Source organism: Candidatus Omnitrophota bacterium (assembly GCA_040755155.1).
Classification (GTDB): Bacteria; Hinthialibacterota; Hinthialibacteria; order Hinthialibacterales; family Hinthialibacteraceae; genus JBFMBP01.
This window is the reverse complement of record JBFMBP010000030.1, coordinates 24,504-46,619: the sequence shown is the minus strand read 5'-3', so window position 1 is coordinate 46,619 and position 22,116 is coordinate 24,504. Positions and strand designations below refer to the sequence as shown.

General features: G+C 50.8%; 17 protein-coding genes, 1 tRNA gene, 1 other RNA gene and 2 pseudogenes. 10 read left to right on the top strand and 11 right to left on the bottom strand.

Annotated features, from left to right (window positions below; genetic code table 11):
- Positions 1-281 precede the first annotated feature (281 nt).
- Positions 282-364 (bottom strand) — tRNA-Leu (locus AB1656_03640).
- Positions 365-427: 63 nt separating this feature from the next.
- On the opposite strand from AB1656_03640, the gene AB1656_03635 reads away from it, so the two are divergent.
- A complete protein-coding gene (locus AB1656_03635) occupies positions 428-586 on the top strand; it encodes an SGNH/GDSL hydrolase family protein (GenBank protein ID MEW6234455.1) in 159 nt (52 codons plus the stop codon).
- 149 nt (positions 587-735) lie between these two features.
- On the opposite strand, the gene AB1656_03630 is transcribed toward AB1656_03635, so the two are convergent.
- Together AB1656_03630 and AB1656_03625 are read right to left on the bottom strand one after the other, a co-directional pair.
- Positions 736-2,169 carry a Gfo/Idh/MocA family oxidoreductase gene (locus tag AB1656_03630; protein MEW6234454.1) on the bottom strand — a complete coding sequence of 478 codons (1,434 nt, stop codon included), beginning with the start codon at positions 2,167-2,169 and terminating at the stop codon, positions 736-738.
- Between the two features lie 116 nt (positions 2,170-2,285).
- On the bottom strand, positions 2,286-4,115 hold the full coding sequence (locus AB1656_03625; GenBank protein MEW6234453.1) for a sodium:solute symporter family protein: 1,830 nt from the start codon (positions 4,113-4,115) through the stop codon (positions 2,286-2,288).
- Positions 4,116-4,352: 237 nt separating this feature from the next.
- On the opposite strand from AB1656_03625, the gene AB1656_03620 reads away from it, so the two are divergent.
- The 3 genes and pseudogenes from AB1656_03620 to AB1656_03610 all read left to right on the top strand — a co-directional run bounded on the left by AB1656_03620 (position 4,353) and on the right by AB1656_03610 (position 8,795).
- Positions 4,353-5,846 (top strand): hypothetical protein, encoded by a 1,494-nt coding sequence (locus AB1656_03620; protein ID MEW6234452.1) that lies wholly within the window; start codon positions 4,353-4,355, stop codon positions 5,844-5,846.
- A 19-nt stretch (positions 5,847-5,865) separates the two neighbouring features.
- A complete protein-coding gene (locus AB1656_03615; GenBank protein ID MEW6234451.1) occupies positions 5,866-8,040 on the top strand; it encodes a hypothetical protein in 2,175 nt (724 codons plus the stop codon).
- 287 nt (positions 8,041-8,327) lie between these two features.
- Positions 8,328-8,795, top strand: a pseudogene (locus AB1656_03610) (cell filamentation protein Fic).
- Positions 8,796-8,998: 203 nt separating this feature from the next.
- Here AB1656_03610 and AB1656_03605 read toward each other — a convergent pair.
- The 5 genes from AB1656_03605 to AB1656_03585 all read right to left on the bottom strand — a co-directional run bounded on the left by AB1656_03605 (position 8,999) and on the right by AB1656_03585 (position 12,760).
- A complete protein-coding gene (locus AB1656_03605; protein MEW6234450.1) occupies positions 8,999-10,168 on the bottom strand; it encodes a Fic family protein in 1,170 nt (389 codons plus the stop codon).
- A gap of 161 nt (positions 10,169-10,329) precedes the next feature.
- Positions 10,330-10,680, bottom strand: a transfer-messenger RNA (tmRNA) gene (gene ssrA / locus AB1656_03600).
- Positions 10,681-10,770: 90 nt separating this feature from the next.
- On the bottom strand, positions 10,771-11,223 hold the full coding sequence (locus AB1656_03595) for a hemerythrin domain-containing protein (GenBank protein ID MEW6234449.1): 453 nt from the start codon (positions 11,221-11,223) through the stop codon (positions 10,771-10,773).
- A gap of 72 nt (positions 11,224-11,295) precedes the next feature.
- Entirely contained in the window at positions 11,296-11,496 is a 201-nt protein-coding gene (locus AB1656_03590; GenBank protein ID MEW6234448.1) for a hypothetical protein, read from the bottom strand.
- 76 nt (positions 11,497-11,572) lie between these two features.
- A complete protein-coding gene (locus AB1656_03585; GenBank protein ID MEW6234447.1) occupies positions 11,573-12,760 on the bottom strand; it encodes a DUF4097 family beta strand repeat-containing protein in 1,188 nt (395 codons plus the stop codon).
- Between the two features lie 621 nt (positions 12,761-13,381).
- Between AB1656_03585 and AB1656_03580 the strand changes: the two are divergent.
- Positions 13,382-13,801, top strand: a pseudogene (locus tag AB1656_03580) (BrxA/BrxB family bacilliredoxin).
- 117 nt (positions 13,802-13,918) lie between these two features.
- Here the strand turns inward: AB1656_03580 and AB1656_03575 are convergent.
- Genes AB1656_03575 through AB1656_03565 form a run of 3 tightly spaced genes read right to left on the bottom strand, consistent with a single transcriptional unit; the run spans position 13,919 to position 15,727 of the window.
- Positions 13,919-14,581 (bottom strand): hypothetical protein, encoded by a 663-nt coding sequence (locus AB1656_03575; protein MEW6234446.1) that lies wholly within the window; start codon positions 14,579-14,581, stop codon positions 13,919-13,921.
- The gene (locus AB1656_03570) at positions 14,578-15,090 is read right to left on the bottom strand and encodes a hypothetical protein (GenBank protein ID MEW6234445.1); all 513 of its coding nucleotides are present in this window, start codon (positions 15,088-15,090) and stop codon (positions 14,578-14,580) included. The genes AB1656_03575 and AB1656_03570 overlap by 4 nt, the downstream gene beginning before the upstream one ends.
- Before the next feature lie 22 nt (positions 15,091-15,112).
- Positions 15,113-15,727, bottom strand: coding sequence for a sigma-70 family RNA polymerase sigma factor (locus AB1656_03565; protein ID MEW6234444.1), 615 nt, complete (start codon positions 15,725-15,727; stop codon positions 15,113-15,115).
- 300 nt (positions 15,728-16,027) lie between these two features.
- On the opposite strand from AB1656_03565, the gene AB1656_03560 reads away from it, so the two are divergent.
- From AB1656_03560 to AB1656_03540, 5 genes are all read left to right on the top strand, one after another.
- Positions 16,028-18,274, top strand: a complete 2,247-nt coding sequence (locus AB1656_03560; GenBank protein ID MEW6234443.1) for a hypothetical protein — start codon at positions 16,028-16,030, stop codon at positions 18,272-18,274.
- Positions 18,275-18,315: 41 nt separating this feature from the next.
- On the top strand, positions 18,316-18,936 hold the full coding sequence (pyrE, locus tag AB1656_03555; protein MEW6234442.1) for an orotate phosphoribosyltransferase: 621 nt from the start codon (positions 18,316-18,318) through the stop codon (positions 18,934-18,936).
- Positions 18,933-19,925: a hypothetical protein gene (locus tag AB1656_03550; GenBank protein MEW6234441.1), complete on the top strand. Its 993-nt coding sequence runs from the start codon at positions 18,933-18,935 to the stop codon at positions 19,923-19,925. The genes pyrE and AB1656_03550 overlap by 4 nt, the downstream gene beginning before the upstream one ends.
- Before the next feature lie 323 nt (positions 19,926-20,248).
- On the top strand, positions 20,249-21,280 hold the full coding sequence (locus AB1656_03545; GenBank protein ID MEW6234440.1) for a biotin--[acetyl-CoA-carboxylase] ligase: 1,032 nt from the start codon (positions 20,249-20,251) through the stop codon (positions 21,278-21,280).
- A 150-nt stretch (positions 21,281-21,430) separates the two neighbouring features.
- Positions 21,431-22,099, top strand: coding sequence for a hypothetical protein (locus AB1656_03540; protein ID MEW6234439.1), 669 nt, complete (start codon positions 21,431-21,433; stop codon positions 22,097-22,099).
- Positions 22,100-22,116: the final 17 nt, after the last annotated feature.

Below are 22,116 nucleotides of genomic sequence, written 5' to 3'. Positions count from 1 at the left end.
CACCCTAACCCTCTCCCAGAGGGCGAGGGAATGGAATTTCGTCACGTTATGTCTTAACTTAATGACATTGGGTTAGGAGGGGGTTGACGTAAGTCCATTAAAATCAACCCCCCTCTAACTCCCCCCAATCTTGGGGGGAGAATTTTAAGACGGATTTCATTAATTTTGCAAGAGCCTCTTTGAATTAAAGATGGATTGCGCCGTTCGCCCCATCGATGATTCTATCCAACGATCCTGCCGGAGAGTATTTGAATCCGCCGTACCGTCTTATAAAAAAAGAATAGCCGGGGTGGGATTCGAACCCACAAGCCGTTGCCGGCAAGGGATTTTAAGTCCCTCGTGTATACCGTTCCACCACCCGGCCATCGTTATCAAAACCCGAAAAGCAATGAATATCTTATCATAGAATAAAGAGCCGCAAACCCCTATTATCGCCTCATCGATTACCCAAGGAGGCTTCGCCTCGCGTCCGGGGATAACCTCGACGGCGAAGGCTGTCCGCGAATTGCAAGTCCCCATTATCAATCTGGGTTTTCCAAAAACGGAAAGATGGAACCGAAAATGTCGGATCTGCTGGCGGAGATAGACTCATTCATTTAGGTTCTTGATTGTCTTTGGCGCATGACTCCGGACAGGGAATTACTTTTAGGCTCTTGCAAACTCGAATTAACTTATACATTCCAAATCCAAACTGTGGAAGTAATATTTAAATAAGCAAGAGCCTCGTCTTCATCATTAAATCTTCCAACCATTTTGATATTCCGGGCGAATAAAGGGATCCGCTTCGGGGCAATTGGCGGCTTTCAGGTTTTGCCCGTCCCATCTTAGTTTTTTCCCTGTTGCAATGGCGACGTTTCCCAGCAGTACTACCTCAGCCAACAGGCCGGAGTAATCGAAATTGGCGCTGGCCGGGGCGCCGCCTTTGCAGGCGTCAAGCCAATCGCGGTGATGGCCCTTCGAGCGGGGAAGCGTCTTGGGCGGGCGTTTGTACTCTTTCGCTAGGGATTGGGGGACGAGCTGCGGCGCTCCCGCCCAGCCTGGGCACATGATTTTGCCTTTTTCTCCTACAAACAAAATGCCGTTGCCATTTCCAATGAGTTCTTGTCCCGGCTCCAGTTCTTCCGGCGTAGGAGGCAATAACCCGCTGTACCAAGTCAACTTGACGGGCGGCATACCGTTGCGCGCGGGAAATTGGTAATAAATCATGGCGGCGACGGGGAAGGTTTCTTTGCTCCAACCCGCCGCGCTCGCTTCCACGCTTTCGGGATGTCCCAAATCGAGCGCCCAGAAGGCGGGATCCATGTTATGACAAGCCATATCGCCCAACGGCCCCGTGCCGAAATCCCACCAATTCCGCCAAGTGTAAGGCGCATATTCCAAATGATACGGGCGATAGGGCGCCGGACCGATCCACAAGTTCCAATCCATCCCCTCCGGAACCGGCGGAGTCTCTTTAGGCCGATTCATTTGCAGCCCTAACGGATTGATGCCATTGCTCCAAGAATGCACTTCATTAATCTGTCCAATCGCGCCGTCTTTTATCCACTCGACGGTTTGGCGAATTCCTTCGCCGCTATGCCCTTGGTTGCCCATTTGCGTGGCGACTCCCGCTTTGCGCGCGGCTTCCGTCATCGCTCGCGCTTCATAAACGGTTCGGGCTAAAGGCTTTTCACAATAGACGTGTTTCCCGCGATGGAACGCTTCCAAAGCGGTGATGGCGTGGGTATGATCGGGCGTAGCAATTACAACGGCGTCGATGCTCTTTTCCGCATCGAACATTTTACGAAAATCGATGTAGACGGTGCAGGGATTATAATCCTCCGTCGCCTTTTCCGAGGAATAACGAAGATCCACAAGCGCTTTCGCCGGGCCTCTTCCGCCTTTGCCGCCATAATAAAACCGGCTGTAATCGGCTTCTTCCGTCACGTCGCAAACCGCCATCACCTGCGCATCCTTTTGGCGGATCAATTCCTTAATATTGTCGATGCCTCGGCCGCCGGTTCCGATTATGGCGACATTCAACTTATCGCTGGGAGGCGTCGTTTGGCTGGCGCCCAAAACATAACGAGGAAGAATAAGAAAAGAAGAAACGGCTCCGCCCGCCTTGGCTATAAATCGGCGCCTGGTTATAGTTTGTTTGGAAATATCTACGCTATTGGCTTCATTCATTATCCGCATCTCCGATTTCGTTTTTATGAAAAGTAAATTGAAGAATATAAGATTCCCGTTTGCAAAGAAAGATAGTCAAACAATTCCCGCCATAAGCGTCCGGTGGTATGCGATTTTTATCTCATCGCAGGCTGAACCGGTTCGTCGTCAAGAACCTTCCAGCCTCGGCGATTTAGATCCCAATACAAAAATCCTCCCGCTGCGAGAGCGATGGCAAGAAAAACGAATCCGGACGTCCAATGCCCAAAAATGATCTTGCCTACACCGAATAAAGCGAGATAAATCATGACGCATCCGGCGATCCAATCGAAGAAATTGCTCCATCCGTCTTTCGGAGGCGTTATGTCCATAGCTTCGCGGGCGATCGGCCCCCACAAAACCGGATTGGGCCGCGTCCGGCGATAAAATTGCAATAATGTTTTTTTGTCTTCGGGCGCCGTCGCTATCGTAACCACCAGCCATATCAGAGTCGATCCCGCCACGGTGACGAGAACCGTCCACGCGAATTGGCTAGGCTCCTCGGTATCCATTTTGAAGCCAAATTGAAGAATCATGGAAAACGCAAACGACGCCAACATGGCGGAAACTTCGCTCCAGGCGTTAATGCGCCACCAGAACCAGCGCAGAATGAAAACGCTGCCAGTACCCGCGCCCACCGCCATGAGAAATTTCCACGCTCCAGCAATCGAGTCCTGGTAATACGTTACGATGGAAGAAATAACCATTAAAGCCAAGGTCGCCAATTGGGCTGCAATAACGTAATGGCGTTCGGAACGATTTTTCGCAAGAAACCGCCGGTACAAATCGTTGATCAGATAAGACGCTCCCCAGTTGAGTTGCGTGGCCACGGTTGACATATAAGCGGCGGCGAATGCGGCGATCATAAGACCCGCGAGAGCCGGGGGGAAAACAGCGGGATCGATGATAGTTTTGACGAAGCCGGATTCCTTATCCGCCAGCGTGGGATAAAGCGCCATGGATGCCAGGGCCGTTAATATCCACGGCCAGGGACGGATGGCGTAATGGGCGATGCTGAACCAAAGCGTCGCGAGGAGGGAATGTTTTTCGTCTTTGGCGCAGAACATCCGCTGGGCAACGAACCCCCCGCCGCCCGGTTCGGAACCGGGATACCATGTTGCCCACCAATTCACCGCCAAATATACGAAAAAGGCGATCATAGGCATCCAAGCGGAACCGATATCCGGGATGAAGGAAAGAACGGAGCCATGCCCGCCTTTGGCGGCGTCGAGCGCTTGAAGTTTTTCCATTAACGCTTCCATTCCCCCCACGGCTTTGACGGAGAAATAGGCCAACACGATAACCATCGTCATTTTCAGAACGAATTGAAACAGGTCCGTAACCAGGACGCCCCATAATCCCGACAGCGTGGATATGAAGGCGGTAATCACCATGATGACGAAAACCAGGCCGAGGGCAGCGATTTTAGGATCGGCAATTCCTAGGAAGGATAGCTGCAACTGGGGGAAAATCACCATCAATATTTTCACCATCGCTAAATTGACCCACCCTAAAATGATGCAATTGATCGGCAATCCTAAATAGAGCGCCCGAAAGCCGCGCAGAAAGGCAGCCGGATTGCCGCCGTAGCGCAGCTCGGCGAATTCTACGTCGGTAACGACGTTCGCACGCCGCCACAGCCGGGCGAAAAAGAAAACGGTCAACATATTACTCAACAGCATGTTCCACCATAGCCAGTTGCCCGCAATGCCATAAGACGCCACGAGTCCCGTAACCGCCAACGGCGTATCGGCGGCGAACGTCGTAGCCACCATGCTGGTTCCCGCCAGCCACCAGGAGACGTTGCGTCCGCTGACGAAATACTCTTCCGTAGAACGGGATGCCCGTTTGCGATACCACAAGCCAATCGCCAAGTTAATCGCAAAATATCCCGCAATAACCGCCCAATCGATGATAGTGAGATGCATAGAAGCCGCCTCGTTAAAAGATTTCGCGAAGAATTTGCTGCACAGCCATATGCCCATTCGAGGGAATTGTAGGGTGGGCTAAAAGCAAAGCGTAGCCCGCCATTTTCTTGTGCGCAGTCTCAATAGTCTTCGCCTTGGTTTCGTGATATTTTACAGATCGCCTTAAGATTGTATTAGGCGCAGAGAGGCGATGCTTCAATTTTATTACATGCGAATCGATCGAGGTATTAAATAACAATGATCAATAGAATAGGCTTAGCATTTCGATGGCTTTTACTTTTAACGTTTCTTGCGTCCATTAGCCGTTCCCCCGCCGCTGGCGAAAAGGCGGAAAAGTGGAAAAAATCCATCCAAATTGCCTTAGATAAAACCGAACCGCTGAAATTCGATCGCGGAGAACGCTTGCCGCTTTATCTATGGCCCGCCATGAATCCTGGCAAAATGGATGACGGCCAAGCGGAGGAACTAGTTCATTTACTAGATAGTAGAGGCGTTGGCCTCGTCTGTTCTTGGGATTATAACCGCCTAGAAGGAAGCCTCGCCGAAGCGCTTCCCATCGCCCGCGCGCAAAAAAAACTTGGGCTGCGCGTCAACATCAACGCCACCTCGCTGCTTTACAGTTTCTGCGACGGTTCGGCAGAGACTGCGCATATCGGCGCAAACGGCGCACCCTTCTTCGACGACGCTTTCGGCAATAAAAAAATGGGATGTCCTTTTCGCTTGGAAGGCCGCATCGCTCCCATCCGCGAACGATTCCAGCCTTTTATCGACGCCTACGAAAAAGAAAAACTCGGAGTCGATTTTATTTTCGCCGATTGGGAAATCGACGGTCCTTTGGAATGGAACAGGGCGCATGAATCGTCCAAACGCTGCCAGGTCTGCCGCCAGCATCTGCCCCAGATCGACGATTTTCTGTCTTACCAGCAGGAAATGCGCCGCCTGCGCAGCCGCTTGCAGCGTTTAGCCTACTCGGAACCCATCCTGGAGCGCTTTCCCGGCGCCTTGGTGGGCAACTACGCCGTCTATCCCCATAATGGCTGGCGCTATTGGTACGATTATTTCGAACGCTATATCGAAGGCCAACCGGCGCTCGCCGACCAAAACGCCCATTACCGGCATTGGGCCAACGACTTTGAAGGTTCCGGCTATACATTCGCCATGCCCGTCGTTTATCCTTGGTCATGGACATGGAATTGGTACGATTTCGATCCGGGCGATTTCCGATGGTTTTACAACAGTTTGCTAGTAGCGAGCAATGCAGGGCAATATACTCCGCGTTCTATTCCTATCATTTCTTTCGTCCATTGGCATATCGTCGATGTAGGTTTGTTTGTAGATGAAAAACCGTCGCCTAAAATGACGAGCAAGCCGCAGCCGATGAGCGAGTGGGCTTATCAAGAACTGTTATGGCACATGCTGCTGCGAGGCGCCGATGCATTCTTCCTTTGGTGCGCGGAAGAAGAACAAGCTAAAGAAGTCGAACTGCTGCATCCCGTATGGGCCGCCGCGCAAGAATACGGCGAATTTCTCGAAAAGGGAGTTCCCGTAAACTTCGACGTTCCTAATAAACCAGGTTCCGTCGTTTCGGGATTGCGTTTAAAAGATAAAGTATTGATACGCCGTACGGATTTCAAAAAGGACGCTTCGCCCGTGAAACTAAGCATCGGCGGGAAAACCGTTTCGATTCCTCCAGTGAAAGATAAATGCCAAATTCTATCATTGCAAGATTAGCGAATATTAGGAGACGATTATGCTTCGCCAAACCATCGCATGGATGATGTTTTTCGTTATGTCTTCCAGTTTAGCAATAGCCGATGTAAATCTATCTTATCCAATTGGCCAGCCAGGGCAATGGGCGCAATACCAAATCATCGCATCCGCCACCGTTCCCGAATCGGTCGTCAAAACATTCACATTAACATTCGGCCCATTGGATACGATGCGGGAAACGCCTTGCCAATGGATTCGCCTCGAAGCCATTAAAGAAAACAGCGAATCATACATAGTATGGATTCTTGCCAAAGAATATCCTGCGCCAAGCCTCGCCGAAGCGCAACTTTCGATCATTCGTTATATTTTTCAAGAGAAGAATTGCGAAGCGTTGGAATTCCGCAATCGATCGACGGGCGAAGCGTTGCTTCCAGCGCTTGGGGCATGGCCGCAGCTTTTCCCTCAACCTGTAAAAGATAAGCCGCAAAATGATAGTTTTCCTAATCGGATGAATTTATTGGGAAAGCAATATACGCTAAATTCATATGGCCGCGATGACAATATTCCCCAACCGATCCAAGCAGCGATTCTTGAACTTTATTCCGGAGCTTTGATCGGCGTTCCTAGCAATTCCAGGACAAAAGACAGCGACCGGCGCTATGACGATTCCGATTACGAATACGTTCGCTTAACGAAAGACGATTACGAAGAAATGATCGCGGCGGGAATGAATTGCTTTCGCGCGGATAAAGAACAAGCGCAATGGCTTGAACGCCGCAATGTATATTATTGGGGGCTTGGCAGCGAGGACTTGCATTATCCAGAAGTTCTTTACCGCAGCAATTATTTGGGGCCAGTCTTGTTTTTAGACGAACCGGCCGTCTGTACGCGGGATCACGTCATCCGTCCCCGTTTGCGCGCAGACGCTGCCTTTCGAAAAACCATAACGCCGCAAATCTGTTTCGAGGAATTCCGCAAGTATTTCGATCAAGCCAACCATCAAGGCAATCCAACATCGTTGATTCGAGGATTGAAAGCCAGGCCGGATGTCGATGTCGGCGACATGGATTTTGTGCAGCAAAATTTATATACATGGGAAACGGTTGTTAGTACGGCTCTCTATCAATTGTCGGAAAATCCCAGCGGTCCGCCCAATGCCATCGTCTTCGAGCCGCCCGGACGCATCGGGACGCGCCGCACGCTGCCGGAAATGAATATGGCATACCAATGTCAAATTCCCGTCGATAGTCCCCAAAATCTAATTGACATAATCTATGGCTTCCTGCGCGGAGCGGCGCGCGTTACGAACAAAACCTGGGGAACCAGCATTTACGGCTCGGTGGACCGCGACGACGCATTCTGGTTCTTAACCCATGCCTACGATCTCGGCGCGCAATTGTTCTTCTATTGGGATTCGGCGCGTCTGGCCTGCGTTCCTTACGAAGAATGCCTGGCTTTAACGAGGAATTTGCGAAATCATATCGCCAATCATCCCCATCGAGATTTGACGAAACTGAAACAAGCCGCCGAAGTGGCGATTCTGCTGCCCGCCGGCTACAACCTCGGCCATGTCCATATAGGCAAAGGCAATTTATGGGGAATCGGCGAGTTAAATCTTGAAAGAGTGAATTCCAAGGGCGTTAAATACCGTACAGTGATGGGCAATTTCTTTACGGAAATAGAACGCTATCTTCGCTTGGGAATCGCGTTCGACTTGTGTTGGGATATTCCAGCGTTTCAATCGTCCGGATACCGCGAAATCGTGCGCATTCGCGAAGATGGAAAAATCGAAGTGGAAAGCCAAGGTCAAAGCGAACATCTCGATGGTCCAAGAATCCCGCAACGTCCGGAAGGAGATCCCCCTCAGATCGAGATTGAACTTTCCGCCGCCTCCGGCAAGGCGCCTTTGGAAATCGCCGCTCACGCCCGACTAACGGAAATCTCATCGCTTGCTTACTACACGTCCGGCGCTAATGCGCAAGGCGAATATGTCAATTCGATGATTTTTTGGGAATTGTACGGCCCGCAGGAAGAAGACTACCGCATTCTATCTCATGAGTATCGAGATGTGGTTGTCAAAACCAATTCCAAACAAAGCAAAATAAATATGAATTTCGTCATTGATCGCCCCGGCAAATACCGGCTGCGCGCCTCCGCGTGCGACTTGGCGGGACGCACGGCGGTAATCTGGAAAGAAATCGACGTTACAGAATAATCTTAACTGTCAGGCCATTCCGTCCCCTGATTCATGATAAGGTCTTTCTACTAATAGAAGGCCTTGCGCACCGTTCGCTGGTATCCCGAAACAGGCTTAGGTAATAATTTTTCGATCTGGAAGCCGATTTTTAATCGTTTTTTAAGCTCGAAACACGTTTTTTGAGAATCTCTCCATTTTTGAACGGACTCCAGTCAATCAAATCATTCTCTTGAAAATTGCCGCCGAAATAACTATATTTTTAGGTTGAAGGCGTATTATAATCCTTTTTTGAGGTGCGTACACGGCGCGGCGCGATCCCCAGAGGGATTATGTTCCCTGTCTCCGCCGCCATGCTGAAAAATCCGGCGCTTTACGATCATTCCCTGGAGGCGTTCTCAAAACCGCTGATGCGGTTGGTTGAATACGACCTGGACGATCTTGGGCGGATGACCGTTTCGGGGGAGACCGGATATCTGTATCGGTATATCGATATGACGGCCCAGGCGGAGGCGTTATACGATTTCGTCAAACTCGCCATCGAGCGCGAGCTGGTGGAAGAACTCGATTTCCTTGCGAATTACGACAAGACAAAGCAGGCGATCCAGGAGATCGTAGACATGCCTGACCACCTCATCGATCTCTTTATCCAGCTCTGCCTGCAAAACAAGTGTCGTCTTTCAGCGAGAAAGAGGGAATCGCATTTCGGATTCCTAACTGATGACGAGTTGGCCATCATGGAAAACGCTGTCTGGGTGGAATACGCGAGGGAATGAGTTTTGAATTTGATAATTCTGGCTAACTAAAAGTTAGGCAGATACGTCAGGATGGGATACGTGAAGGAATGAGTTTTGAACCTCATGCGAGGCGACGAGTCGCATAGAGATTGGCTGGGCGGCAAGGGCATGGCGTTAGCCAGCCCTTGAAAGATAGGTCAAAAGCATCCAGCGTCTTGCCTTTGCCACCCAGCCGAACAGCCCTATCTTTCAGGCAGTTCCGTCCCCCTATCCATGATGCCAAGATATTCGGAATAGACGAACACGCGGTTGCGTTTCTGGGCCGTCAGTTCGCGGACGATGCCCAAGCGTTCCAAATGGCTGAGCGCCTTGTTGACCGTCGCCGGTGTGATGCCGGTCTTCTCCACTAGGGAGCTTGCCGTGGAGATGGGATGCTCCATGAGCGTCCGGTGAAACCGAAGGATCGATGCCGCCGCTCTCCCCAAGCCGCTGATCTTATCTCGATCGTTTTTGGCTAGTTCGAGAAGTTGTTGCGCCGTTTCAAACGCCTGACCGGCGGTAACAATAACCGCTTCAGCGAAAAAATCGAGCCAAGCTTCCCAATCTCCATTAAGGCGCGTCTTATTGAGCAGTTCGTAGTAATACTGGCGGCGCATCTTGAAATAAAGACTCAAGTAGAGCATCGGTTCGCGCAACGCCTTCTCTTCGCATAGAAGCAGCGTAATCAATAATCGGCCAATACGGCCATTGCCGTCGAGGAATGGATGGATCGTTTCGAATTGGACATGCGCCAGAGCCGCTTTGAGCAATACCGGCGTGGGTTCGGGTTGGCCGTGAAGAAACAGTTCAAGTTTGTTCATACACTCCAACGCTTCTTTGGATGGGGGTGGAACAAAAACAGCGTTGCCAGGCCGGGAGCCGCCGATCCAGTTCTGGCTGCGCCGGAACTCGCCAGGAGTTTGGTCGCTGCCGCGCCCTTTGCTCAGCAACACGCCGTGAATCTCCTTGATTAGGCGCAAGGATAACGGAAATCCTTCCCCTAGCCTGCGCAGACCATAGTCGAGCGCCGCCACATAGTTGCTGACTTCCCTCGCGTCATCCAGCGGGACGCCCGGTTCCTGATCCAATTCGAATAGCAGCAAATCCGAAAGCGACGACTGCGTTCCTTCGATCATGGAAGAAAGCACGGCTTCCTTCCGGACATACATATAAAGGAAAAGCGAGGCGTCGGGCAAAAGCCTCGAAACGCTGTCCAACCGGCCCAGCGCCAGCAGCGCCTGGTCGAACTTGCCTCGCAACTCCGGCGTCCAATCGATGGGCGGACGCGGCGGCAGCGGCGCCGGGATGAAAGCCTGCGCCTTCTCGCTCACCGTCGATATGGTTACATAATGCCCTTGTAGGCCTCGATCCATACGGTGCTATCCTAAAATAAGATTATCGTTATTTTAGCTTAATGCTTTATCCTAAAATATAGAGAGGTGGAGTAAAAAGCAAGTGAAAATGACAACGCCGGAATAGATATTTTAAAGGCGCGTTGGGGTTGAGGAAATCAGGGTAGATCCAATGGAGGAAATGGTGGAGGCGGCGGGAGTCGAACCCGCGTCCGAAAAAGTCCTACCGGTAAGTCCTACATGCTTAGTCTCCGCTAGGTTCTCGCCGTTCAGATCGCGGAGACCTATCTTTGAACGGCCAGCCTTCTAAGAGTTTCGCGGGTTGGTCAAAGGCGAACCGCGCCGCTATCCCTTTCTTTATGACGCCTTACGCCCAGCCGAAAGGGAGGAGCCGGACGGGACGTCGCTGCGATTAAGCAGCGAGGGGTAGACTATTGTCTGCTGTTAAATTTGTTCCGCCAGTTTAACGAGGCCAGCGGACCTCGGCATGCACTCGCCGGGCGAATCAATCCCGTCGAAACCGGTGCGCCCCCGATCTTTGTTTACGTAATGAGAAGTATAAGAGATTCTTGGCGAAAGTCAATTCGTTTTTTTGCGGCGTCTAAACGATCCTAAACTTAACTTCAGTCTTGAGCGCCAATATCGCTGGCAAGAGCGCCCTGAATCAGCTGATTTTCCTTTCGCACGTGCGTCTTCAGGTATTGAATCACATCGCCCAATTGTTTGCAAAGAGAATCGATCGCCTGGCAATCGGGCGATCCCGCCTGGCGACATTGTTGCTGGATTCGTTCCATGGCGGAAAGCACGGTCTGGTGTTCCTGGCGCAACGTTTCCACGGCGGGAGCAAGCGTGGGACGTTCTTGAATTACGGTAGTCATAAAGCCGTCCTGCTCCTCGATTTCGAAAAATCCCTTTACGTGAATAAGGAGTTGCGAGAAAAGCGCCTTCATCTCCGACGTCCACGCCTCCAGCTGGCTTTGGGGACGATGCTCCATTTTGTCGCGAAGATTATCCATCAACTCATTGATGGCTTTATATTCCTCACCGGTTTTTTTTATTATGACGTCGTAGTCCATGACAACCTCCAGGCCATAGTTCCTTTGGGTATGATCGGATTTGCGCCATATAGTGCTGTGAGCGAAAAATACTTAGGAATTCGGCGTCTGCGCAACTTCGCTTTCTTTTCGAGGAGGAGCCATCCGTTTGGGTGGAAAAAAAACGATTTGCCTTCCGCTCTGTTTTTCTTTCTCTTTAATATCCAGGTAAATCGCTTTTAAGTCGTAATTGAATTGCGCCGCGTATTCTTCGCGATATTTTCTGATTTCTTTGACAATTGGATCTTCCCACATGATTTATTCACCCGCTAACTCCGGAGGCTCTCTATTCGCCATTATAGCATAGTTTTCTTCCGCTGCCGCGTAAGAATCAAGGCGCAACCTTGGCGGGAACGAGACCGCCGGGCGTCAAGGGCGCCGGGACGGCGGTTGACGGGGCTTGAGCGGGCGCCTTCGCCGCCGGTTCGGAAATCGCGGCAGGCGGAACAATGGCTTTCTGGATAGATACAGCGCCATTTTTCACTTTAAGCCGGACGTTGCGATGGCCGCCGTTGATAGCGCCGCGGGCGAAAGAGATATTATTTTCCGCCGAGATGGGCATGGGGTAATCGGAATGGATGCGTCCATTCTCCGCTTCCACTTCCAGAAGCATTTCGGACGAGTCCAGAACGCGTAAAATCAATTCGCCGTCCACAACCGTACAATAGTAATCGCGGGGAACGGGAATCTTCGGCTCCAATTTCAGAAGACCTTTTTTGACATTGATATCGATTCCCTCATAAAAGTCCGTACAAACGACGTCTCCGTCCCGATTGTCGATCTTCAACCTGCCCTTCACTTTTTGCAGGTCGATCGAACTGCGATCTCCAGCAATTTCAACATTTCCCCCTATTCCGGCTGCAACAAGCTGCCCGTTCCAATGTTTGATGGAGACGTCTCCGCCGATAGCGTCCAATTTGATATTGGCGTCGCGGCAGTCCAATTCAACCGATTTTTTCGTGCGAACGGCGATCGCTTGCCCATCTTGCGATTGGATGCGAACTCGTCCTTCCACCGCTTCCACTTTAACGTCGCCGGTTTTATGGTCGATGAAAACGTCCGTCAATAGGTTGGAGACGGAAATCACGCCATTCCGCGTCGTCATTTCCACGATCAAGGATTGCGGAGCGTTAATCGTATAATCGATGGCTTCGCTGGGGGCGTTTTTTTTGCGGGCGCTTATGCCTTTATATTCCAGCGCCAGCCGATTAGGCGCTCTCTCGTAGTATATGATTTGAGCCGAATCTAAAAGCAGCCGCGCCTCTTCCGCGTTGGCCGCCGAAACGCGCTTGATTCCTTCGATGAGAAGGAACGGCTTATCCCAACCTTTGACGGTAACATTCCCGCCATCATGATGGATTTCCAGAATGCGCACGTTGGGCGGGATTTGAATTTGTTGGTTGAATGGCTCTTGATCGGATATGAATACGGCGCTGGATTTGTTCATCAAGTGTCCGCAAGCGGAAAAAAAGAACAATCCAAAAAGAAAGGGAAGGATGGAAAAAATTTTCGCTTTCATTTTCCTCAACTCCTGTACTCAATATATCAGCCAAAGGCAATAAACAGTATTTTTTTTCTTGAAAACTGTCCGATTCCGGAAGCCGATGCGCCCACACCGTCCATGACTACAATCATCCATCTCCTTGATATTCCCTCATTTCAATGAAGTTATCCACTGGGGAAAATATCAGGGAAAAAAATACGGCGATTCGGAAACGGAATAATATCTAGTATAACACAAGATTCGTAACCCGCGAGAGCAAAAGCCAAAAGGGGAGTAGATTTTCATCGGCGCTCCATACTTCTTAGAGTAGAATAATCGGTTAAAAAATACTTGAATTATTTTATAAATAATATACTATATTTAATTGATAAATTGCTCCCCGCTCCATTTTTCCTTCAAGATATTGCAAGGGGGCGGTGGAATAATACTAGTATGCGTTAGGATTATTGCTTATATATTCCATCGCCCTCTGGGAGAGGGTTAGGGTGAGGGAATAATAAGTCTAATAATATCAACCCTCACCTAACCTCTCCCAATCTTGGGAGAGGAATTTGAAAAGCGACAATCTCAATGCAGATTGGAATAAGTGGATCGATGGTATCCATAAAAAAAACACAATCGAAGGAGACAAGTTCGATGCAACCCTTATATGATCCCGAAACCGTTCGTCCCATGTGGGAAGAATTAGAAAGCGTGGGAATTCGTTCTTTACGAACCATAGATGAAGTAAATGAAGCGATTGCCAAAATCCAAGGAACGACGCTGGTCGTCATCAATTCCGTATGCGGTTGCGCAGCGGGTGGAGCTCGGCCGGGCGTAATGAAAGCCTTACAGAACAAAATCATCCCCGATCGACTGACAACCGCATTCGCTGGAGTCGACCGGGAGGCGGTTGAACAAGCAAGGCGATATATGCCCAATATCCCGCCATCTTCTCCATGCATCGCTCTCTTTAAAAACGGCGAATTGATGACGGTTCTCGAACGCAGACATTTGGAAAAAATGAGTCCGGATATGATAGCGGAATCGCTGAGCCGTACGTTCAACGAACATTGCTCCGCCCCTGGACCTTCAATTCCACCGGATGAGTTTGTTCGAATCAATCCAATGGATAACGGCTGCTACAATCCCGCCGCTTCCTCTTAAGTGGGATTGGTTCATGCCGAACTAGATCTATCGCTGGGCTTCCATGGCGGAAGGAGCGGGTGTTTTCTCTTCCGTGAAGGGAATATTGTTTTCTTCGGATGGAGATATTTTCTTTTCCGGTTGAAATGGCAGGGATTTGCTAGCGTCGTCATCGCGCAATTTTTTCTTCAACCGGTATTCGAGAACGGCGTCTTGGCTTTTTTCAAAACGCGCTATAAGAATTTTTAGTTTTTCGATTCGTTTGCTCAGATATTCGATCTCGAGGTATTGCCTTTCGACTTCGAGATCGAATTCTTGTTTTAGCAATTCGCGGGTTTTATTTTTCCATGCGATTTTTTTCTCGGGAGTATCGCATTGGCGATAGGAAAGAGCGGCGTTGCGAATGGAGAGAGAAATTCGCCGCGTTTCCTCCAATATTTCCGCTAGTTTGGGAAATTCTTCCCGCAATTGGCGGATGCGCTGAAATTCGTCTTCTGGAGTAACGCCGCGTCCTTCATCCAAACCGCCCATCGGCTCGACTCGAGAAAAGGGCGGCAAGGGAGGCTTTTCTATCTCTCTGGAATCGGAAGGAATAGGAGGATCGGCCGATGCATCCGGCTTGACGTTCGAATCCCCCCATACGGATATAAGCAGCAATGACGCAATGAAGAGTCCGGATTTTTTCGGCGCTTGCCGTTTTTCATTCATCATGCGTTCTCATCGGGATCGAAATCGAATTCTATGATAATGTCCATCCTCAATTGATTTATTTCTCTTTGAAGAGACAAAATTTCCATATCAACCGGTTCAAGACGAAGGGCGTTATCGTTCGCATTCCGAAATTGTTCGCAGACTCCCCCGCTCAATACGAGAAAGAGAGCAACCCAGATCCATCCCCATCCCGGCAGTCGGAAAAGGGAGGCGCCGGTGGTTTCGCTTTTTTGAGACGCCGTCTGGGTTTGCATAACCGCCGCATACGCTTTTTCCAAAATACTGGCGCGAAGGGAAGGATCGGGATCGCTCCATACCAATTTTTCCCCCATCTCAAGCGAATGTCTGAGAATTTCCCATTTATCCCTCAAGGATTCGTCAACGGCGCAAATATTTGCAAAAACCCGCGCTTCCTCGTTGCATTCCGGCTCGTCCATCGACAGCCAAAGGCGATTCTCGTTCAATCTCTTTTTTTTGTCGGAAAAACGAAATAGAGGCGTAACGCTCATGGATGGTATTGCTTTCCGTGGTCTAGGCGGATTCTTCCGTCTTGGGATCGCTTTCTTTCATATACAATCGAATGATCGGCTCGAGCCATTTCACGGCCTGGTGCATTCGCGAAAGGACGGTTCCCAAGGGAGATTTCTGGATCTCTGCAATTTCTTTGAAGGGTATTCCATGTTGCGCGCGCAGAAGATAGACTTCGCGAATCAACACTGGCATATCTTTTATCTCATGCTCCAACAGCGCCATCATTTCTTTTTCCATCGCCGCTTCGCTGGGAGTAAAAACATTGGCTGGGATAATATCCAATAAAGCCAATCCATTACGAGTTTCCACGAATTCCTCGTCATTGATTCGATGGCGGCGGCGGCGGAAAAGGTCAAGACAATAATTGTGCGCAATGCAGAATATCCACGAAGAAAAACGCCCTTTTTCTTGATAAGAGCCGCATTGCCGGATGACTTTGATCCATATCTCTTGCAATCCGTCTTCAGCGTCTTCTTTATTTTGCAGCAGTTTCAACAAGTAATTATATAAAGGCTTTTGATACGCCACTATAAGCCGATCGAAAGCGTCTACATCGCCCTTTTCTCGAAAGCGAAGCAATAGTTGTCCGTGTTCGTTTGGGCTTCCTGTTATCATACTCCCCTCGATGATTAACGCAGATGGAACCGGATTTATTTAAAAATGGCTTGCTAAATTCTCATGGATCGTTGTATTCGATATCCCAACCAAACTTCGCCAATAAAGATTCGATTGAATAACTGCGTTTTCGTACTGGAAAAATCGGCGTTATTTCATACATCATAATAAATCGAAATGAGAAGGGGAAGCCGCCTCTCCCCTAGCTGACATCGCGCGGCTAAGATGAGAAGAATAGTTAGTTTCCGCTCTCAGGGAATCGAAGGATAATTCATACCTCCTGCGAAAGGACGCAAACGATTGATCCTGTTTTTTATTCTTGTTTTCGGCGCCGCTATCTATTTATACTCATTAAAGCGTCTTGACGCGCCCATATCTCCCGGAATGCGGACGGGTCTTCTCGTTTGCCGCCTTATCTTTTTAGGATTATTGCTTTTCTTCCTGATGAAGCCCCAAATCAAAGAGACGGTCCGCACCGCAGTCTCTCCGGTTCTTTATGTCGCCTTGGACGATTCGTTAAGCATGTCGTTTCCCATCCGGCCTTCAGCGCAGAAATCGGGAATCGGCGTACTTTCCCGTTGGGAGATTCTTCGCCAAAACCTGCAAGAGGGAGATTTGTCCGCTATATGGAAACGCAAGGGATTCGATCTTAAGTATGCTCTTTTTTCCAACGCCGCGCGTTCCCTGCCCGATGAATCGCTCTGGACTTCCGGTTTTCCCCGATCCGCGTCTCCGGCATTTCCCTTCACGGACTTATCGGCGGCGATCGCTCGATTCCAACGGATTTCCCGCCAGGACGAATCCGCCTACCTTTTGCTCTTCACCGACGGCCGCTGGAATCAAGGAGCCAATCCGATCGATTCCGCCGATACTCTCTTTCGCCATGCCGGAGCGGGCGAATCCGCTCTCGGCAAAAGAATTTATACATTCGGCGTAGGAACGACGGAGACGCTTTCCGACATCATCCTCGAAGCGGCGTTGGCGCCGTCGAACGCTCGCGTTGGCGAACCTTTGCCATTGCAAGCGCGCATCGCAGTGGCGGGCGATGCGCCTTTCCAGCCGGTAGTGGTCAGAACGCGGGGCGCATCCCTATCGGGCGAGGAATTGTATTTTGAAGAAAAAACGGCGGATTTGAATAATGAGGTTCGCAAACAGACTCTTACCTTCGATATTCCCCCTCTCCCCCCCGGCGAATATCAATTTACGGTAGAAGCCGTTCCTATTCCGGGGGAACAACTAGCCAGCAATAACATGCTGATTCGCGGCGTCCGCGTCAGAAAAACCAAAGACCCTATTTTGTTGCTAACATCGGCTCCCGATTGGGAAATGAAATTTTTAAAACGTTCCTTGGAGGATCGGCTTACGATCGATCTCCAGGCGTATTTATCTCACAAAAACGGCCTATCTTCCCTTGGCGACCGCTCCTGGGTACTGGAACGCGCCGGAAAAGCCGATAAAAATCCCATCGCAGAACCGGCTCCCGCTGCGGAATCGCTCGCGGATCTTCATTTGGAGCAATGGTCTGTTGTTATTCTTCACAATTTCGCTTTTCTTCCCGATCATGTCGATTTCGCTAAGCGTCTGAGGGATTATGTGGAGAATGGCGGCGGATTGTTGTTCCTTCCTGGTCCGCTCAATGCGGCTTCTTATCCTCCCAATCTGCGCGAAACGCTTCCAGGGCCTTTATCGCAGATATATACGGCCGCTTTGCAATCCGTATCCATCCGTCCGCCTACCGAACCGGACGATCCGCTCCATTCCGCTTTTTTGAATACGGAAGAGCGGAAAATCCCCCCGCTTTTTCCTTTTTTCCAAACCGGCCCCCCATCGGCGGCGGAAAAAATATTGCTCGACGGCCTCACATCGGCTCAAGAAGCCGTCTCCCTTCTTGTCGAATATCGATTCGGCTTGGGAAAAATCGTCTGTTCGAAAAGCAATTCGTTTTGGCGATGGAACATGCTGACCGGCGAGGACTGGCTTTCGTCTTTTTGGCTGTCGGTTCTCTATCAATGCAATCCCCGGCTGCTGGCTGACGAATCCCAACTATTTACCGACCGCTCGCTCTACGAAATCTTCGAGCCGGTCCAGGTGGGATATATCGCCTCCAGCCGCCTTCGTGATGCTACGATAAGCGGCGTCCCTGTGGACGTAAAAGGACCATCGCGAGAAGAAACGCTATGGCTCTCTCCGGCGATGGCGCGCTCGAACCGCTTTGAGGAGAGATATACGCCGGTGGAGCCGGGCAATTATCTTCTCGCCAACCGCCTGGACGGCGCCACCGCCGAATTCCGCGTCGAACCGAACCGCATGGAAACCTACGAGCTGCGCCAGAACGTTTCCGATTTGCGCGCTATGGCCGAATCGTCCGGCGGCGAATACGCCAATTCTCCCGCCTGGAAGCCATTGGCGGATCGCTTGCCCGCCGCATCCGTCTATCGAGAGGAACAGCGATCTCGCTTTCTTGGCGAGAAATGGTGGGCTGCTCTATCCTTGATTTCCCTCTTGGCGCTAGAGTGGTATATGCGCTGGCTAAAAGGATTGCCATAAAATTCGAGGATAATCGAAGAATCGAAGAGGAACGCGCAATCATGACGGATTACACTTTCGATCTAACCCGTTTATCGGCGGAAGAAGCTACGCTCATCCGGGATAATTTGAGAGAGATCATCAAAGAAAAATCTCTGAAACTGGCGCCGCCGGACAAGCCATTCATCCTTACGTCCGGCAAAACTTCAACGTATTACATCGACGGGAAAAAGACGACCTGCGATCCGAACGGCCTTTTTTGTCTCTCCATGTTGATTTTGGAAAATATCAAAAACGATAACGTCGAAGCCGTCGGCGGACCGACGTTGGGCGCCGATCCGATGGTTAGCGGCGCGTCCCTGCTCAGTTATCTTCTAGGCCGTCCTATCCCGTTTTTCATCGTGCGCAAGGAAGCCAAGAAGCATGGAACCCAAAGCCTGATCGAGGGCGTAGAGATTCGAGGCAAGCGCGTCGCCGTCGTCGAGGACGTCATTACCACCGGCGGCTCCGCATTGCGCGCCATCGACGCCATCCGCGCCGAGGGCGGCGAAATCGTCAAAATGATCGCTCTCGTCGACCGGGAGCAAGGCGGGCGGGAAGCTTTCGATAAGGCGGGCGTAGAATACTCTCCTTTGTTTACGATCTCCGAACTCCTGCCGCCGGAAATGAGGAACTCCCAATGAATCGGTTTATTTCGCGTGGATTATTGGCGTTTCTGTTTTTATCGATAGCGAGCCAGAGCCTTCTGGCGGAAGAAGTGCGCCACACCCGCCTCTCTATCGAGAAAGATCGCTGGCTCATTAATGGCCAATCGGCTTATCCTGGCGCCAAGGCGGACGGCCTCTTGCTGAACGTCCGCATGGTCAACTCCACGTTCGAAGATTTGAACCGCCGGGATTTCGATCCCGATAAAAATACGGAAGCCTTCCTTCCTCGAATCCCAGATTATTACGCCAGCGGCGTGCGGGCGTTCACGCTCAACCTTCAGGGCGGAATGCCCGGTTATGAAGGCGCGCTCAATTCCGCTTTCAATCCGGACGGTTCATTGCGCGATGAATATTTGCATCGAGTGAAGCGAGTCATCGAAGCCTGCGACCGTCAAGGAATCGCCGTCATTCTTGGTCTTTTCTACCAACGCCAGGACCAGATTCTCAAGAACGATGACGCCGTTCGCAAGGGAGTCGTCAACGCCGTTCGCTGGATCGAGAAGGAAGGATTCACAAATGTTGCCGTCGAAATTGCCAACGAATACGGCCACGACGGCTTTGACCGCTCCATTATCAAGTCGCCCGCAGGCGAAGTCGAATTGATCCAACTTGCCAAACAAACTGCTCCTCGCCTATTTGTCTCTACCAGCGGCTTGGGCGATGGACTAACCAATGAAAAAATCGCCGAAGCCGCCGATTTCATCCTGCTTCATTTCAATGGCGCGCCGGTAGAGAAAATCCCCGATTGCATTTCGCTATGGAAGAAATATTCAAAGCCGATCGTCTGCAATGAAGACGACAAAACCGGGGAGGAAGCAGCCAAAGCCGCCGAAATCTCCGTCCTGCATGGATGCTCCTATGGTTTAATGTTAAAAGAGATCAACCAATATCAGCCCTTTCAGTTTCAAGGAACAAAGGACGATCCAGCGGCGTATGAAAAATTCCGCAAACTCTCTACTCCCTAATAATTTATCATGATGCCATAAGTCGTAGTCTAAAGGTAGACTCTACGGGTGAAAAATCAGTCCGAGATAAACTTGCACAAGGAGTAGATGGTTCAGGAAAAATTCCGCTCATAAATGATTGGTTACTTCAACAAAAAGAAAAAAGAATTGAGGAAGCTGCTTCACTAGCGAAATTAGCAGCCTCTCGCGCTGAAGAAGCAAGAGATGAACTATTACGATTAACACGTAGTGTTGTACGTGCTGCATGGTTTGCGGCTAGCGCAGCTATACATATACCGATCATAATAGAGATTGTTAAAATCTCCTTATGAAATCTATTCGTAATGCGCTCATCATCCAAAAACCCCAATCCAACAGATAAGCGTTACCTCGCCAACCACCCCAACAAAACTGCCATCATGCGGGTATTCGTCAAGCGTCCGCTTATGCGGCTGACTATGGCCGATCTTGCGCGCCTGTCAGGATTAAGCATAGAGGCTGTTACGGAAGCGATTTCCTCTTTGCGGGAGGATGGGATTTTGATTAAGCCTTACGATCTGGACAGGTTTTACTATGAGCCTTGCGAGGAGGTTTTGCATCCTGATGCGATTGCCGGGAATCTCTCGACTCGGTGGTGGGGAAGCCGGATATATTGCTTCGATGAAATTTCCTCTACGATCGACGCCGCCAAAACGTTGATGGAAAGCGGGGCGGTTCATGGCGCCGTCTTCGCCGCCAATCATCAAATGCGAGGACGCGGGCGGCAAGGCAGAGCTTGGAATTCGCCCAAAGGCAAGGATTTGCTGCTCACGTTTTCGCTGCAACTGGGCGAATGGGAGCCGCCGCCCTCGATACTGTCGATTTACGCCGCCGCTGCCGTCGCCCGCGTGTTCGATACGGCTTATGGCATCCCCTGCGTCATCAAGTGGCCTAACGATCTGATGGCGCAAGGGCGCAAACTGGGCGGCGTACTGGTGGAAAAAGATTTCCAGTGCCGGACGGCGCTCGTCAGTCTAGGTCTTAACGTGCATAGCGGCCCTAGCGATTGGCCGTTGGAATGCCGGGAGACGGCAGTTTCGCTGGCCATGTTGAAGCCTGAAGAATGGCGGCGCGATCTCTTGCTGGCGCAATGCGGCGCCACATGGGAAGCGCTTTGGGAAGCGTCGCAGAACGACCGGGGAGAAGCGATCCGGGGATATTGGCGGCGTTATGAGATCTCGCTGGGAAAGAAGGTGCGCTTGCTGCGGCTGGGCCGGGAAATGATGGGCGTAACGCAGGGGATCGACGAATTAGGGCGGTTATTGTTTACCGCCGAAGACGGGCAACGCTATAGCCTGCTCATCGAAGAAGTGCAACAACTGCGCGTTTTGGAATGATGAATGATGAAGGGCTGCGCTTCGCTTTGAGACTACCCAACATAACGGACAAATTTCTTATCCGCTCCAATCGCTGTTTATAAAATTATATTGTTTCGATTGAAAAAGAAGTTATAATAGAGTCCCTAAATCTATTTTGAGGGAACACGGATGGTTACCTCGATGGGGCCGATCGACTATGCGGCGAAGGCCCAGCCTATAGAGAATGAGGCGGATCGCACCTCGCGCTCCATCGCGGAAGCGAGGCGGCTCATCGCGCAAAATCAAATCGCCGGCGCCAAGGCGATGCGCATCCTCGCCATGCTTTCTACAGCAGAGCAAAATATGGGGGAGGGCAGAACCGTTGAAGCTCAGCGCATCGCTCGCGAAGCGTTGAAGCAAGCGAAAGACGCCAGCGACGAAACCAACGCCGCTCTTCTCAATCAAACGGCGGCCGCCGCCAATCCCCAAAATGCGCTGGAAGAAACCCCCGCCGCCAAAGCGCAAGGCGCATCCGCCAAGGAGCCGTTTCAGCGGAAAACCACGAATTATGCGGACGGATCAAGCGATGCCGGCGTGTCATTCCAATCAGCGACGCCCTTAACGCCGGGACAAGCGCCGTTCGCCGTCATGCAGCATGAATTGTCCCATGTCCGTCGTGAAACGTCGGACGCCATTTTGAATGGTCAGCGAATTATGGCCTCGGTAACGATCCACAGCCGCGTCGATCCCGTTACAGGAGACCGCCAAGTCGGCGGCGGCCAGGCGCGCATCCTCATCTTCCCCAACGTCGAATCTCCCCAACCGGCCAGCGGAAAAAATCTCGATATAAAAGCGTAAAAAAAAGCGCCGGACGA